We start from the raw sequence: 15,085 nt of genomic DNA, 5'->3' as shown, positions 1-15,085 counted from the left end.
GGTTCGTTCGTGCTGGGCCTGTCGACGCTGCCGTTCCTCTACAACTGCTGGAAGTCCTACAAGGTCGGCCAACTGGTAAACGTCGACGACCCGTGGGGCCACGGCAACTCACTGGAGTGGGCCACGTCGTCCCCGCCCCCGCTGCGCAACTTCGACCGCATGCCGCGCATCCGCTCGGAACGCCCGGCGTTCGACGCGAAGTTCCCCGAGCTGGCCGCGGGCCGCACCCTCGCGGGCCCACCCGAGGGCGGCGCCAAGGTCCTGACCAGCGAGTCCGACGGCGGCGCCACCTACCAGGAGGACATCGCCTCCGACCGCGACCGCTAGTTTCACGCTGCACTGCCGCGCCGGCCCGCCCTCCCACCGGAGAGTGGGCCGACCGCATTCCGGAGACATACGGTTCCCCGCTCGGGCTGGTCCGCGCTGAGTGACACTGGTTGGGCCGCGCTGAGTGAGATTGGCTGGGCCGCTAGCGCTGGGCCGCTAGCTCTGGTGGCGCTGGGCCGCGTCGGGTGGGCGCTGGTTGGGCGGCCAGCGCTGGGCCGCGCTGGCTGTGCCGCGCTGGGTGGGGCGTGGTCCGGATTTCGTTCGGGGCAGCCGGTGATTCGCGTAGGGCGCGATGGGTTGGCGGCGTTGCCCCGCGGCAGGACGATCTACAGATTCCCGCTGTCCGCGGTTGGCGCCCGCGATGTTGGAGATTTCCTGTCGGGCGTCGCGCGGGAACTTTCCATGATCGCGATTTTGGGGTGGCCAGGCGTGGCGATATGCCGATTATCGGATCGTCGCGGGGAGCGCGGCGGTCCGGATTGTGTTGGCGGCGCCGTCAGTGGGCCAGGCGGCGGATGGCGGCTTTCAGGGCGGGGGCGTTCAGCGGGCGGTTGGTGGTCAGCATGTGGAGCATGGTGCCGTCCAGAAGGGCCGAGATGTCGTGCGCCGGTTGGTCACCCACGTGTGGGGCCAGGAGTGCGTGCAGGCCTTGGAGCCAGTCGCGGCCCAGCGGTTGCAGGGCGGCGTCGCGGGCGGCCGCCACGCAGAGTTCGAACTCGATCTGGGCGCGGCGGCGGTCCGACATGTACTCGTCGACCAGCGCGACCAGGCCGTCGACCAGATCGGGAGCGCTCTCCAGCCGATCGGCCCACCGGCGTAGATCGGCCTCCTGATCCTCGGCGGCCTTTCGCAGAGCAGCGGCGATCAGGGCATCGAGCGTCGGAAAGTAATAGGTGGTCGCACCCAGGGGCAGGCCGGCGCGGGCGGCGACCGCCCGGTGCGTCGTTCGCCCGATGCCGACCTCCGCGATCACCTCGATGGTCGCCTCAGCAAGCGCATCCTTCCGCGCCTGCGGATCCCGCGCCCGCCGCCCCGAATGAGCCGTCACAGCCGCCCGGCCTCCCGTCAACGGCTCGCCACTCACCGGGCTGCCCGGCTGGGTGCCGCCTCCCGAGCTGCTGGCTGGCTGGGTGCCGCCTCCCGAGCTGCTGGTTGGCTGGGTGCCGCCTCCCGAGCTGCTGATTGGCTGGGTGCCGCCTACCGAGCTGGTCGGCTGGCCGCCGGCCACCGGATTGGTCAGCTGGTCGCTGGTCACTGAGTCGGTTGGCTGGGGGCCGCCCACCGAGCCCGTCGGTCGGTGGCCGGGCGCTGCGCTGGTCGGCTGAGGGTCGGCCATCGAGCTGGTTGGCTTTTCACCGGTCACTGAGTCGGTCGGCTGGGGGCCACCCACCGAGCCGGTCGGCCGGTGGCCGGACGCTGCGCTGGTCGGCTGAGGGCCGGCCATCGAGGTGGTCGGCTGCTGGGCCGGTGGGGTGGAAGTCAGTGGGAACCGCCGAGGTTGAGGGTTACCACGCCGGCGATGATCAGGCTGATGCCTGCCACCTTCAGCAGCGTGATGGGCTCGCCCAGGAACGCCGCGCCGATCGCGACGATTGCGGCGGTGCCCAGGGCTGACCACAGAGCGTAGGCCACGCCCACCGGGACGCCTTTCACCGCCTGGGACAGGGCGACCAGCGAGATCGCGTAGCCGACCAGGCAGGCCAGCGTGGGCCAGAGCCGGGTGAACCCCTCGGTCGACTTCATCAGACTGGTAGCGACGATCTCTGCGGCTATGGCAGCCAGCAGATACACGTACGACACGATCACACCTCTTCTTGTACGTTTGTACAAGTACGATCGTACAGTAGCCCCGAGAAAAGCTCACAACTCGTTTTGCCCGGCCGATAGGCAGGGGTGCGGGGCCTAGATGCCGAAGGACGCGGCGTAACGGACCGAGCCGGATGGTAGGGGGCGGGCCGGGTCGAGGGTCAGGGCCATCAAAGCCTCGTCGGGGACCTCGATGGACAGGCGGATGCCGGCCTCCGACGCCCGCCGGAAACCGAAGCGCGGGTAATAGCCGGGATGGCCCAGGACGATCACGAACGCCTCGCCCCTGGACCGCGCGGCGGCGAGGGCGGCGTTGATCACAGCGGTGCCGGCGCCGGTGCGCTGGTGCTCGGGTAGTACCGAGCACGGCGCCAGGCACAGGGCCGGCACCTCGTCGACGTGGCAGCGGGTCAGCAGCGCATGGCCGATGACCCGGCCGCTGGGGGTGGCCGCGACCAGGGACAGGCCGTCGATCCAGGCCGGGTCGGAGCGCAGGGCGTCGACGAGGTCCGCCTCGGCGGTCGTGTCGAAGGCGGACGCCGTGATGTCGCGGATGGCATCGACGTCCGCCGCCGTCTCGGGCCGGGTCAGCCAATCAACCACGCCGTGGACCCTAGTGGTGACCGACGGACTCGCGGGCCTGACGCGGGATCGCCTCGGCCGGTCCGGCTGCCCCGGCGGCCAACTCGACCGGAACGGGGAGGGCTGCCGGAGGGCCTCCGGGACCTGGGTCAGGGCGGCGGCGGTGGAGCAGCTCGGCCGGGATCACCGCGAGGGCGATCAGGGTGCCGACACCGCCGACCGCTACGAAACCCCAGGCGGGGGAGAGGGTGTCGGCCGCCAGTCCGGCCAGGGGACCGCCCAGGGCCACGCCCACCGTCAGGGACGAGTTGTGCAGGCCCATCGCCTCGCCGCGGGCGGCGGCGGGGGTCATCCGGCTCACCGCGTCGGCGCTGGCGGTGATGGTGGGGGCGCACAGGGCGCCGCACGGGATCAGCAGGATGGCCAGCAGCCACCAATGGGCGCTGCCGAACGCCACCGCCACGGTCAGCACCGCCATCGGGGCCAGCAGGGCCACGGCCGGCAGGCGGCGGCTCATCGTGCCGTACGCGAAGCCGCCCAGCAGGGAGTAGAGCGCCCAGAGGGTCATCACCGGGCCGGTCCAGCCGACCTCGCCGCTCTCCCGCAGCACGGCCACGACGGCCACGTCGGTGCCGGACAGGACCAGGGTGGCGGCCATCGTCACGGCCAGCACGGCGACGAAGCGCGGCCGCAGCCACGACCGGCGCGGGACCCGCTCGCCGGAGGCCACCTGAGCCTCGTGTGCGGCCCGGACCGGCGGGTTGAGCAGCCACAGGCCCAGGCCGGACAACAGGATGCCGGCGCCGATGGTGAGCATGGCGACGCGCGGGCCGGGGCCGGTGGCGATCAGCACGCCCAGGGCCGGACCGGTCATGAACGAGAGCTCGGTGGTGATCGAGTCGAGGGCGAACGCGGGCAGGCGCTGGGCCTCGGGAGTCAGTGCGGCGATCGACTGGCGGGCCACGGCGAACGCGGGCAGCGCCAGGAAGCCCCCGAACAGGGCCATCACCAGCAGCACCGGATAGGCCACGCCCTGGGCCACCGACCAGAAGATGACCTCGGCGATCGTGGTCAGCACCAGGACCGGGCGTAGGCCGCGGCGGTCGATCAGGCGGCCCATCACCGGGGCGCCGACCGAGCCGCCGATGGTGAAGGCGGCGCCGACCAGGCCGGCGGCGCCGTAGCCGCGGCCCAGGTCGGTGACCACGTGCAGGGTCAGGACGACGGCGCTGGCCGCGATCGGGATGCGGGCCAGCGTCGCCACGGCGAGCAGTGACTTGATCCGAGGTAACGCGAGTGTTTCGCGGTAAGGCGTGAGCAGCATGTGGTTCCTGACCTCCGCCCGTCATCCTGCCTCGGGGGTACGACAGAAAACCAACCACTTATGGCGGCAGGAAACCTATGAAACGCGCGGGGAACCGGACATTTCGATCGACGCGGTGCGGAATTCCGCCAGCGCCGCCTCGGTGGTGCCGGCGGCCACACCGGCGGTGAGGTCGAGCAGGACCGTGGTGGCGAAGCCGGCCGCGCGGGCATCGAGCGCGGTCGCCCGTACGCAATGGTCGGTTGCGATTCCCACCACATCGACCTCGGTCACCCCGCGGCCGCGCAGCCAGTCGGCGAGGCCGGCGCCGTCCGGGGCGTGCCCCTCGAAGCCGGAGTAGGCCGCCTTGTGCTCACCCTTGTGGAAGACCTCCTCGACCCGGTCGGTGGCCAGCGACGGGTGGAAGTCGGCGCCGCCCGACCCGACCACGCAGTGCGCCGGCCAGGTGTCCAGGTAGTCGGGGTGGTCGCTGAAGTGGTTGCCGGGGTCGATGTGCCAGTCCTTGGTGGCGACCACGTGGTCCCACCGGCCGGTGTCCTCGGCCAGGACGCGGGAGACCTCGGCCGCGACGGCGGCGCCGCCGGTCACCGGCAGGGAACCACCCTCGCAGAAGTCGTTCTGGACGTCGACGATGATCAAGGCACGGGCCACGAGAACACCCCTAAACGGTCGGGACGATGGTCACGGGGATGGCCGGGTCGCCGGCCGAGAGCTTCAGGCCTTCCCACGGGATCGAGATCAGGCACTGGCGCAGGTGGTCGCGGGACTCCTGCAGCGCGGGCTGGTCGACGACCTCGCCGGCGGCCACGAAGGAGCGCTGGAGCAGCCGGTCGTTGGGGAAGTGGTCGGGCACGCCCTGGGAGACGATGATCTCCTCGGTGGCGGTGCCGGTGGGCTTGTGCCGGCGGACGGCGGTCTTGCGCCCGCCGACCGTCGCCTTGTTCTCCGAGCGCTTGACCACCGGGCGGCCGTCGACCTCGACCAGCTTGTAGACCAGGCCCGCGGTGGGCGCCCCGGAGCCGGTGACCACCGCGGTGCCGGCGCCGTACATGTCGACCGGTTCGGCGGCGAGGGTGGCTATCGCGTACTCGTCCATGTCACCCGAAACGATGATCTTCGTCTCGGTGGCGCCGAGCGAGTCGAGCAACTCGCGGGAGTGCTGGGCCAGCACCGACAGGTCGCCGGAGTCGATCCGGATGGCCCGCAGGTCGGGGCCGGCCACCGCGATCGCGTTACGGATGCCCTGGGCGATGTCGTACGTGTCGACCAGCAGCGTGGTGTTCTTGCCGAGCGCCGCCACCTGGGACGAGAACGCGGTCGGCTCGTCGTCGTGCAGCAGCGTGAACGCGTGCGCCGAGGTGCCGGTGGTCGGGATGCCGTACTTCGCGCCGGCCGCCAGGTTGGAGGTGGAGGCGAAACCGGCCAGGTAGGCGGACCGGGCCGCGGCGATGGCGGCGTTCTCATGGGTGCGCCGGGAGCCCATCTCGATGATCGGGCGCCCGCGGGCCGCCGTGACCATCCGGGCCGCGCCGGTGGCGACCGCGCAGTCGTGGTTGAGCACCGACAGGATCAGGGTCTCCAGCACCACACACTCGGCGAAGGTGCCGGAGACGGTCATGATCGGGGAGCCGGGGAAGAAGAGCTCTCCCTCGGCGTACCCATCGATGTCGCCGGTGAATCGATAGGCCGCCAGCCAGGCCGCCGTGCTCTCGTCGACGATCTGCGCTCTGCGCAGGAAGTCGATGTCCTCGTCGGTGAAGCGGAAATCGCGGATCAACTCCATCAGCCGCCCGGGGCCGGCGACCACGCCGTAACGCCGGCCGGTGGGCAGGCGGCGGGCGAAGACCTCGAACACGCAGCTGCGGTCGGCCGTCCCGTCCTTCAGCGCGGCGCTGACCATGGTCAGCTCGTACTGGTCGGTCATCAACGCGGGGGCGAAGGAGTTCACCCCCTCACCCTATTGCGCGCTCCTGCCCCTTACTAATGCCGCCTTGACCTGCGGTTCGGCGTTCCGGTTCACCGATGCGGCAAATCCGGTGGCAACATGGGGGTCATGGCGTTGCCACAGGTTGCTCCCGTCGAGGCACCGGAGATCGAGGAGGCACCCGCCGATGATCGCCTTTGGGTGACCGTCGTCTGGGACGATCCGGTGAACCTCATGTCATACGTGACCTGGGTCTTTCAGAAGTTGTTCGGCTACAGCAAGGAGCGGGCCGAGCAGCTCATGCTTGATGTGCATACGAAGGGCCGGGCGGTGGTCTCCTCCGGGGCGCGCGAGCGCATGGAGATGGACGCCAACCAGCTGCATGGATACGGTCTCTGGGCGACGGTTGACCGGGCCTGAGCAACCGCGGGAGAGGGCAGATGTTCCGACGCAACGGCACCCAGTGCGTGGCGACCTTCGCGATCGACGAGGTGCGCGTGCTGCGCAAGGTCGCCGGCGAGGTGGTCGGCCTGCTCACCGACGGGATGGACCACACCGACCCGGTGGTCTCCCGGCTGTTCCCGGACATCTATCCGGACCGCCCGGACGACTCGGCCGAGTTCCGCCTCTACACCGAGGGTGAACTCAAGACCGGGAAGATCGATCAGGCCGGCGCGATTCTCGCGGCCCTGCCCGACGACGGCGAGGGAGAGGTACGCCTCGACGGCGAGGCCGCGGAGGCGTGGCTGCGGGCCATCAACGACGCGCGCCTGGCCATGGGCACCCGGCTGGACATCGGCGCCGAGACCGACCTGAGCGAGGAGCTGGAGCAGGCGGTGGTGCACGACCCCGGTTCGAGCCGGGTCTTCCAGCTCAGCGTCTACGCCTACCTGGGTTACCTTCAGGAGTCGCTGCTCAACGCGCTCCCGGAGATCGACTGACTGTGGCCACGGCCATACTCGGGGGCGGGAAATCTCACGGTAATGTGAACAACGTGCTGACCATTGACCGGGCGATCGTTGACGCGATCTTCGCCCACGCCCGCCGGGACCACCCCGACGAGGCCTGCGGCGTGATCGCCGGTCCGGTCGGCAGTGACGCACCCACCCGGTTCATCCCGATGGACAATTCGGCCCGGTCGCAGACGTTCTACCAGTTCGACTCCATGGAACAGCTCCGTGTGTGGCGCGAGATGGACGACAACGACGAGGAGCCGGTGGTCATCTACCACTCGCACACCGCGACGGAGGCCTATCCCTCCCGGACGGACATCAACCTCGCCGGCGAGCCGGGCGCTCACTACGTGCTGGTGTCGACCCGCGAGCCGGGTGTCGACGAGATCCGGTCGTTCCGCATCGTGGACGGCGCGGTGACCGAGGAAAAGATCGACATCGTGGATGCGAAGGTAGACGCGTGAGTGCGAGCGTGCAGTCGTACATGTTCGGGCAGAGCCCCGTGTCGGTGGTTTACGAGTGTCGCTGACGACATCCTCGTAGACCCCTTCCCGTGTTCGACCCTTACTCAGGAGCATTCACCGACATGGCAATCGAAGTTCGCGTTCCCACCATTCTGCGCAGCTACACCGGCGGCTCGAAGGTCGTCGAGGGCGCCGGCGACACGCTGACCGCGCTGATCGACGATCTGGACGCCAAGCACAGCGGCTTCAAGGGCCGGCTGATCACGCCCGAGGGCGGCCTGCACCGCTTCGTCAACATCTACATCAACGACGAGGACGTGCGGTTCCTCGGCGCTCTCGACGCCAAGCTCAACGACGGCGACTCGGTCACCATCCTGCCGGCCGTGGCCGGTGGCGCTCTCGGCTTCGCCGCCGCGGCCGCCCTGCTGGGGCGCTAGGACCGATGGCTCGTTTCGAGAGCCTGCTGGACGCGTGCGGGGGCACGCCGCTCGTCGGCCTGCCCCGCCTGTCGCCGACGGTGCCCGACGGGGCACCGCCGGTGCGGCTCTGGGCCAAGCTGGAGGATCGCAACCCGACCGGCAGCATCAAGGACCGGGCGGCGCTGTTCATGGTGCGCGAGGCCGAGGAGTCCGGCCACCTGCACCCGGGCGACACGATCCTCGAGCCGACCAGCGGAAACACCGGCATCGCGCTGGCCATGGTGGCGAAACTGCGAGGCTATCGCCTCGTCTGCGTCATGCCGGAGAACGTCTCGGCCGAGCGGGTCCAGATCCTCCGGATGTACGGCGCGGAGATCATCTTCTCGCCGGCCGCGGGCGGATCGAACCAGGCCGTGGCCACCGCCAAGCAGATCGCCGCTGAGCATCCCGACTGGAAGATGCTTTTTCAGTACGGCAACCCGGCGAACGCCCGCGCGCACTACGAGACCACCGGTCCCGAGCTGCTGCACGACCTGCCGACGATCACGCACTTCGTGGCCGGGCTGGGCACCACCGGCACGCTGATGGGCACCGGCCGGTTCCTGCGGGAAAAGGTCGAGGGCATCCAGATCATCGCGGCCGAGCCGCGATACGGCGAGCTGGTGTACGGCCTGCGCAACATCGACGAGGGCTACGTGCCCGAGCTGTACGACGCGAGCGTCCTGACCCGCCGCTTCTCGGTGGGCACCCGGGACGCCGTGCTGCGCACCCGCCAACTGGTCGAGGTGGAGGGGATCTTCGCCGGGTTCTCCAGCGGGGCGATCCTGCACGCGGCCCTCGCCGTGGCGCACGAGGCGGTCAAGGCCGGCCGCCGCGCCGACGTGGCCTTCGTGATCGCCGACGGCGGCTGGAAGTACCTGTCGACCGGCGCCTACGGCGGCACCCTCAACGACGCGGAAGAGGCCCTGGAGGGCCAGCTCTGGGCGTAAGGCCCTAATAGAACACGGCGATCAGGATGTCGATCGCCAATGGCGCCGCGGCTGCCGCCAATAGCAGCCACGGCAGCACCGGCCGGTGGATCGAAAGGAACGATCCGACGACCAGGGCCACGCTCAGAAGTCCGAAAAGGGACAGCGTCGGGACGTACCAGAATGGCGTACCGCCGAAAAGCTTGACCATTGCGCGCAGCCCGACCCCGACGCCGGCCAAGCCGAGCGCGGACGCGTAGAGCGCCATGGTCAACAGTCGCGCCGGCGACGGCGCCGGGTCATCCGCCGCGGGAAAGCGGAAGAGCGTTTCGTGGTCACCGAAGGCCGCGGTTGCCGGTGTACTCTCCCAGCCACCGAACGGCATGATCTCCGCCGCCTCGGTCCGCGTGGTGCGGTTCTGTTCGACCGTTGTCACGTTGTCCCCGTCTGTTCCGTCCCAAGAAGTCCTCACTTTGTGCAACGCAAACGACTCACCGGACGTAACGGGAATTGCGCTAATGACCGAGGTCACGGGCGGTGTGATGTACGTTGTCGATTTAGCGACAAATCGATCAGACCTTTACCTGCCGCGCAGGTCGCGAAGTACGCTTCGCTCCGTGATTGACTGGTCTGACGAGACTGCCACGGACCGGTCCGGCGGGGCGTGGACGACCCAGCGTGAGGCAGAGGGACCCGCATGCGACTGACCGTTCTCGGCTGCGCCGGCAGTTTTCCCGGCCCCGAGGCGGCTTGTTCCGCCTATCTCGTCGAGGCAGACAACTTTCGGCTTCTCATCGATTTCGGCTCCGGATCGATGTCGGCCCTGCAGCGGTACTCGGACATGAACTCGATCGACGCGATCGTCCTGACTCATCTGCACTGCGATCACATGCTGGACGCCTGCACCTACATCGTGGTCCGTCGTTACGACCCGCGCGGGGCGCACGAGCCCATTCCGGTCTATGCGCCCTTGGGGGCGGCCGAGCGGATCTCCGCGGCCTACAGCTCGGACAACGAGACTCTGGACGACGTATACACGTTCTACGGTCTGCAGCCCGGCACCTTTCCGATCGGACCGTTCACGATCACGGTGGACCGGGTCAACCATCCGATCGAGACGTACGGGGTTCGGATCGAGCACGGCGGCCGGGTGATCGCCTATTCCTCCGACACCGCACCGTGCGAGGCCCTGTTGCGCCTGGCCGCCGGAGCCGACCTGTTCCTGTGTGAGGCGAGTTACCTCGACGGGGTGGACAACCCGCCCGGCCTGCACCTGACCGGCGGTGAAGCGGGCGAGGCGGCCACCAAGGCCGATGTGGGGCGGCTTTTGCTGACCCATTTGATACCTGCGTGGTTCTCCGAGGCTTCTATTGTGGATGCGGCCACCGCGGCATATACCGGCCCGGTTGAGGTGGTTCGCCCCGGCGCCCGGTACGATCTCTGAGGCCTGAGCCGGGGGACAGGGGTCGGAAGCACCGTTGCACCACCGGATCATGATCTTGGAGTTGCTGCATGCGCATTGTCCGCCTGGCCAACTTCGTGACGACTCATACCGGTGGCCTCCGGACGGCATTGCGTAATCTCGGCGAGGGCTACCAGCGCGCGGGCCACGAGGCGGTGCTGATCGTTCCCGGTCGCGAGCGCTCCGACATCGAGACCTCCCAGGGCCGCGTCATCACCCTGCCCAGCGCGCCGCTGCCCCGCACCGGTGGCTACCGCGTGATGGCCGGGCGCGGCGAGCTCACCCGGCTGCTCGACTCCCTCGAACCCGACCGCATCGAGGTCTCCGACCGGGCCACCCTGCGCTGGACGGGCAGTTGGGCGCGGCAGCGCGGCGTCGGTTCGGTGATGGTCTCGCACGAGACCCTGGCCGGCCTGCTCGGCGTCTGGGGCGTGCCCAAGCGCGACCACGTGGCCGACCGCCTCAACCTGCGCACCGCGGAAAACTTCGACACGATCGTCTGCACCACCGCGTTCGCGGCCGGCGAGTTCCGCCGGCTCGGCGTGCCCAACCTGGTCGAGGTGCCGCTCGGCGTCGACCTCGACGAGTTCCACCCGTCCCGGTTCGACCCCGCCGTGCGGGCTCGCTACGCCCGGCCCGACGAGCTGCTGGTGGCCTACTGCAGCCGGCTGTCCGGGGCGAAACGGCCCGAGCTGGCGGTCGACGCGATCGCGGCGCTGCGCAACGCGAAAGTGCCGGCGGTGCTCGCGGTGGCCGGGGACGGCACCCGGCGGGCCGCGCTCGCCTACCGGGCCGCACGGCTTCCGGTGCGGTTCGCCGGCCACATCGCCGACCGCTCCGCGGTCGCGGCGCTGATGGCCAGCGCCGATGTGGTCGTTTCGCCGGGTCCGGTGGAGACGTTCGGCCTGGCGGCCCTGGAGGCCCTGGCCTGCGGTACGCCGGTGGTCGTCAACGCCTCCAGTGCCCTGCCCGAGGTGGTCGGCGAGGCCGGCGTCGCGGTGGCCGGCACCCCGGAGGCGTTCGCCGAGGGAGTCCGCACCCTGATGGGGCGGCCCGAGGCGGAACGGCGGGCGACGGCCCGGACCCGGGCCGAGAAATTCGGCTGGGAGCAGGCCGTGGACGGCTTCCTGCAGGCGCACGGCGCACTCGGCACTGCCCGGACCATTACCCGGCCCCGGCCGGAGGCGGTCCTGCGCCCGGCCGTGCCGCGCGTCTAGGGTCTGTGTCGAAGTAGGGGCCGAAGCGAGGCGAGGTCCAGGTGTCGGCTGGGTGCGCGGCGCGGGCGCCCGGATACCGGTGTTGTATCTGGGTGTTCGAGCCGTGCGGCCAGGCGGCGGCTGGGCCACGCCGCAGCCCGGCCCCTACTTCGACACAGACCCCAGGAGTTATCCACAGGCGCGGGACCTGGCAGAGCGAACCAGCGCCCAACCCAATAAGGTTCAAGGCATGGCACGACCCGACGGCCGAGCGGCCGACCAGCTACGACCCGTGACCCTCAGCCGGAAGTGGAGCATCCACCCGGAGGGGTCGGTGCTCGTCGAGTTCGGCGACACCCGCGTGCTCTGCACCGCCAGCGTCACCGAGGGGGTGCCGCGCTGGCGCAAGGGTTCCGGCCTCGGCTGGGTCACCGCCGAATACGCGATGCTGCCCCGCGCCACCAACACCCGTGGCGACCGGGAGAGCATCAAGGGCAAGGTCGGTGGCCGCACCCACGAGATCTCCCGGCTGATCGGGCGCAGCCTGCGGGCCTGCATCGACCTGAAGGCCCTCGGGGAAAACTCGATCGTCCTCGACTGCGACGTGCTGCAGGCCGACGGCGGCACCCGCACCGCCGCGATCACCGGCGCCTATGTCGCGCTGCACGACGCGGTCAACTGGCTGGCCGACCGCAAGTCGCTGGCCGGCAAGGTGGAAAAGGTGATGCACCGCTCGATCCAGGCGGTCAGCGTCGGCATCATCGACGGCGAGCCCCGCCTCGATCTGATGTATTTGGAGGATGTCGCCGCCGAGGTCGACATGAATGTGGTGTGCACCGGCGACGGCGACTTCGTCGAGGTGCAGGGCACCGGGGAGAACGGCGTGTTCCGCCGCGACCAGATGGACGCCCTGCTCGACCTCGGCGTCCTCGGTTGCGCGGAGCTGGCCGCGGCCCAGCAGAAGGCCCTGGCATGAGCGAGCGCAGCGAGCAAATCGGCAAGCTCAGTGTGGAATTTGCTCTTGGCAGCTCGGAGCGAAGCGAGGAGCTGGCATGAGTGCCCGGTTGCTGCTGGCCACGGCCAACAAGAAGAAGCTGGTGGAGCTTCAGCGCATTCTCGACCAGGCGCTGGGCGCCGAGCGGATCGCGCTGGTCGGGCTGGGCGACTTCCCCGACTATCCCGACGTGCCGGAGACCGGGCTGACCTTTGGGGAAAACGCCCTGATCAAGGCCCGTGAGGGCGCCAAGCGCACCGGACTGCCCACGGTGGCCGACGACTCCGGCATCGCGGTCGACGCGCTCAACGGGATGCCCGGGGTGTTCAGCGCGCGCTGGTCCGGCGGCCACGGCAACGACGGGGCCAATCTCGAGCTGGTGCTGGCGCAGATCTCCGACGTGGGTGACGAGCATCGGGGTGGCGCGTTCGTGTGCGCGGCCGCACTGGTCCTGCCGAACGGGCGGGAGCACCTGGTCGAGGGCAAGCAGCGCGGCACGATCCTGCGGGCGCGGCGCGGCGAGGGCGGCTTCGGCTACGACCCGATCTTCCTGGGCGAGGGTCAGACCCGCACGAACGCGGAGCTGAGCCCGGCCGAGAAAGACGCGATCAGCCACCGCGGCAAGGCGTTCCGCGAGCTGGCCAAGGTGATCGCGAAGGAACTCCCCCGCTAGGTCGGCGAAGGGCTGGACCGGCAGGCGGTTGGTTCGGCGACGGGCCGGGCCGACGAGGGTTAGGTCGGCATGACGATGTTGACCAACTTGGGAGCTCGCACGATGGTGCGGGGTGGCGCTGTGCCGTCGCCGATGTAGGTGGCGACGGCGGGGGAGGCCAGTGCCAGCGCGGTCAGGTCGGCGTCGGTGATGTCGGCGGGGACGGTCAGGCGGTCGCGGACCTTGCCGTTGACCTGCACGGCGCAGACGGCGGTGCGCTGGGCGGCCAGAGCCGAGTCGATCGTGGGCCAGCCGGCCTTGGCGACGCCGGGTGGGTGGCCCAGCCGGGACCACATCTCCTCGGCGGTGTAGGGCGCGAACAGCGACAGCACGATGGCGATCGCTTCGACGGTCTCGCGCAGCGCGGGGTCGTCGGCGGGCGCCTCGCGGGCCGCCGTGACCAGCTCCATCAGCCGGGCGACGGCCACGTTCAGCCGGCGCGCCTCGATCAGGTCGGTGATCGCCCGCAGCAGCCGATGGGTGGTGCGCCGCAGTTCGGTGGGCTCGCCCCGGCCACCACCGACGAAAGTCGGCCCGCCGGGCGTGGCGGGCGCGGGCGCGGCGGGTGCGGCCGGGACTCGGGTGGTCAGTGACAGCGTGCGGGACAGGAAGCGGACCGAGCCGCCGGGGGAGATGTCGGCCCAGTCGATGTCCTCCTCCGGCGGGCCGGCGAAGACCATCGCCAGGCGGACGGCGTCGACGCCGTATTTCGAGATCTGTTCGCCCAGGTCGACCATGTTGCCCTTGGACTTGCTCATCGCGGCGCCGTTCAGGATCACGTGGCCCTGGGTGGTCAGGGCGCGGAACGGCTCGGTGAAGTCGACCAGGCCCAGGTCGTACAGGACCTTGGTGAAGAAGCGGGCGTACAGCAGGTGCAGCACCGCGTGTTCGGGGCCGCCGAAGTACTGGTCGACCTGGCGCACTGCCGCCGGGTCGAACGGGCCCTGGTCGTAGGCCGGGTTGGGGTAGCGCAGGAAATACCAGCTCGAGTCGACGAACGTGTCGATCGTGTCGGTGTCGCGCCGGGCCGGGGCGCCGCATTTCGGGCAGGGCACCGACACCCAGTCGGTGGCGGCGGCCAGCGGGGAGACGTCCTTCGGGGCCAGGGCGGCGCCGCGCAGGTCGGGCAGGCGGACCGGCAGCTCGTCGTCGGGGACGCCGACCTCGCCGCAGGAGTCGCAGTGCACGATCGGGATCGGACAACCCCAGAAGCGCTGCCGGGAGATCAGCCAGTCCCGCAGGTGATAGTCGGGTGGGTGGCCGATCCAGTTGCGCTGCATGGTCAGGATGTGCGCCGGCCAGTGACCTTCCAGCTGGGACATGTCGGCCAGCAGCCGGTCCGCGTACGCGGTGGTGCGCAGGAACCACTGGGTCAGCTCCCGCGTGCTCACCTCGCTGCCGCACCGCTCGCAGCGGCCGCCCACCACCTGCTCGTTGGCCAGCACCGTCCGGTCGGCCGGGCACCAGTTGACCGCGGCCCGAGCGCGGTAGGCCAGGCCGCGCTCGAAGAACCGCAGGAACAGCCACTGTGTCCAGCGGTAGTAGGACGGGTCGCTGGTGTGCAGCCTGGTCGCCCAGTCGAACGAGACGGCATAGCGGCGGAACGACTCGGCCTGGGTGGCGATGTTCGCGTACGTCCAGTCGGCCGGGTGCTGGTCGCGCCGGATGGCCGCGTTCTCGGCGGGCAGGCCGAACGAGTCCCAGCCGACCGGGTGCAGCACGTCGAAGCCGCACTGCACCCAGTAGCGGGCGATGACATCACCGATCGCGTACGCCTCGGCGTGGCCCATGTGCAGGTCGCCGGAGGGGTAGGCGAACATGTCGACCAGGTAGCGCCGCTCGCGGGCCGGGTCGTGCGCGGCGAAGAGGCCCAGCGACTCCCACACCGGCAGCCAGCGTTCCTGCAGTGCGCGAAAGTCGTAGCCCGTCATGTGCGAAAGTTAGCGGGAAACGT

General features: G+C 70.1%; 16 protein-coding genes and 2 pseudogenes. 10 read left to right on the top strand and 8 right to left on the bottom strand.

The annotated features are described in order from the left end of the window. A pseudogene (locus Ato02nite_RS37900) lies at positions 1-327 on the top strand (aa3-type cytochrome oxidase subunit I); the annotation flags it as partial. A gap of 496 nt (positions 328-823) precedes the next feature. Here Ato02nite_RS37900 and Ato02nite_RS37895 read toward each other — a convergent pair. The 6 genes from Ato02nite_RS37895 to Ato02nite_RS37870 form a co-directional block, all read right to left on the bottom strand. Continuing rightward, entirely contained in the window at positions 824-1,375 is a 552-nt protein-coding gene (locus Ato02nite_RS37895; RefSeq protein ID WP_213011514.1) for a TetR/AcrR family transcriptional regulator, read from the bottom strand. A 431-nt stretch (positions 1,376-1,806) separates the two neighbouring features. Next, positions 1,807-2,133, bottom strand: coding sequence for a DMT family transporter (locus Ato02nite_RS37890; protein ID WP_438873102.1), 327 nt, complete (start codon positions 2,131-2,133; stop codon positions 1,807-1,809). Positions 2,134-2,229: 96 nt separating this feature from the next. Then, complete coding sequence (locus Ato02nite_RS37885) at positions 2,230-2,736, bottom strand: GNAT family N-acetyltransferase (RefSeq protein WP_213011512.1); 507 nt, start codon at positions 2,734-2,736, stop codon at positions 2,230-2,232. Between the two features lie 10 nt (positions 2,737-2,746). Continuing rightward, the gene (locus Ato02nite_RS37880) at positions 2,747-4,039 is read right to left on the bottom strand and encodes an MFS transporter (protein ID WP_213011511.1); all 1,293 of its coding nucleotides are present in this window, start codon (positions 4,037-4,039) and stop codon (positions 2,747-2,749) included. A gap of 75 nt (positions 4,040-4,114) precedes the next feature. Then, positions 4,115-4,690: a nicotinamidase gene (locus Ato02nite_RS37875; RefSeq protein WP_213011510.1), complete on the bottom strand. Its 576-nt coding sequence runs from the start codon at positions 4,688-4,690 to the stop codon at positions 4,115-4,117. A gap of 10 nt (positions 4,691-4,700) precedes the next feature. Beyond that, on the bottom strand, positions 4,701-5,987 hold the full coding sequence (locus tag Ato02nite_RS37870; RefSeq protein ID WP_213011509.1) for a nicotinate phosphoribosyltransferase: 1,287 nt from the start codon (positions 5,985-5,987) through the stop codon (positions 4,701-4,703). 105 nt (positions 5,988-6,092) lie between these two features. Between Ato02nite_RS37870 and clpS the strand changes: the two genes are divergently transcribed. From clpS to Ato02nite_RS37845, 5 genes and pseudogenes are all read left to right on the top strand, one after another. After that, positions 6,093-6,383: an ATP-dependent Clp protease adapter ClpS gene (clpS, locus tag Ato02nite_RS37865; protein ID WP_213011508.1), complete on the top strand. Its 291-nt coding sequence runs from the start codon at positions 6,093-6,095 to the stop codon at positions 6,381-6,383. A 20-nt stretch (positions 6,384-6,403) separates the two neighbouring features. After that, positions 6,404-6,904 carry a DUF2017 domain-containing protein gene (locus tag Ato02nite_RS37860; RefSeq protein WP_213011507.1) on the top strand — a complete coding sequence of 167 codons (501 nt, stop codon included), beginning with the start codon at positions 6,404-6,406 and terminating at the stop codon, positions 6,902-6,904. A gap of 53 nt (positions 6,905-6,957) precedes the next feature. Then, positions 6,958-7,445: pseudogene (locus Ato02nite_RS37855) on the top strand (M67 family metallopeptidase). Positions 7,446-7,502: 57 nt separating this feature from the next. Then, positions 7,503-7,817, top strand: coding sequence for a MoaD/ThiS family protein (locus Ato02nite_RS37850; RefSeq protein WP_213011505.1), 315 nt, complete (start codon positions 7,503-7,505; stop codon positions 7,815-7,817). 5 nt (positions 7,818-7,822) lie between these two features. Beyond that, positions 7,823-8,788: a PLP-dependent cysteine synthase family protein gene (locus tag Ato02nite_RS37845; RefSeq protein WP_213011504.1), complete on the top strand. Its 966-nt coding sequence runs from the start codon at positions 7,823-7,825 to the stop codon at positions 8,786-8,788. A gap of 4 nt (positions 8,789-8,792) precedes the next feature. Here Ato02nite_RS37845 and Ato02nite_RS37840 read toward each other — a convergent pair whose 3' ends face one another. Beyond that, positions 8,793-9,203 (bottom strand): hypothetical protein, encoded by a 411-nt coding sequence (locus tag Ato02nite_RS37840; protein ID WP_213011503.1) that lies wholly within the window; start codon positions 9,201-9,203, stop codon positions 8,793-8,795. Positions 9,204-9,464: 261 nt separating this feature from the next. Here Ato02nite_RS37840 and Ato02nite_RS37835 point away from each other — a divergent pair, with 261 nt between their 5' ends. From Ato02nite_RS37835 to rdgB, 4 genes are all read left to right on the top strand, one after another. Continuing rightward, complete coding sequence (locus Ato02nite_RS37835) at positions 9,465-10,211, top strand: MBL fold metallo-hydrolase (protein ID WP_213011502.1); 747 nt, start codon at positions 9,465-9,467, stop codon at positions 10,209-10,211. A gap of 68 nt (positions 10,212-10,279) precedes the next feature. Then, positions 10,280-11,446 (top strand): glycosyltransferase, encoded by a 1,167-nt coding sequence (locus Ato02nite_RS37830; protein ID WP_213011501.1) that lies wholly within the window; start codon positions 10,280-10,282, stop codon positions 11,444-11,446. A 229-nt stretch (positions 11,447-11,675) separates the two neighbouring features. Beyond that, positions 11,676-12,401: a ribonuclease PH gene (gene rph / locus Ato02nite_RS37825; RefSeq protein ID WP_213011500.1), complete on the top strand. Its 726-nt coding sequence runs from the start codon at positions 11,676-11,678 to the stop codon at positions 12,399-12,401. Between the two features lie 76 nt (positions 12,402-12,477). Next, on the top strand, positions 12,478-13,092 hold the full coding sequence (gene rdgB, locus Ato02nite_RS37820) for an RdgB/HAM1 family non-canonical purine NTP pyrophosphatase (protein ID WP_213011499.1): 615 nt from the start codon (positions 12,478-12,480) through the stop codon (positions 13,090-13,092). Between the two features lie 59 nt (positions 13,093-13,151). On the opposite strand, the gene Ato02nite_RS37815 is transcribed toward rdgB, so the two are convergent. Beyond that, positions 13,152-15,062 (bottom strand): leucine--tRNA ligase, encoded by a 1,911-nt coding sequence (locus Ato02nite_RS37815; protein WP_213011498.1) that lies wholly within the window; start codon positions 15,060-15,062, stop codon positions 13,152-13,154. Positions 15,063-15,085 lie beyond the last annotated feature (23 nt).

Source organism: Paractinoplanes toevensis, assembly GCF_018332695.1.
GTDB lineage: Bacteria > Actinomycetota > Actinomycetes > Mycobacteriales > Micromonosporaceae > Actinoplanes > Actinoplanes toevensis.
The sequence above is the reverse complement of the archived record's forward strand: the minus strand, read 5'-3'. Positions and strand labels throughout refer to the sequence as shown.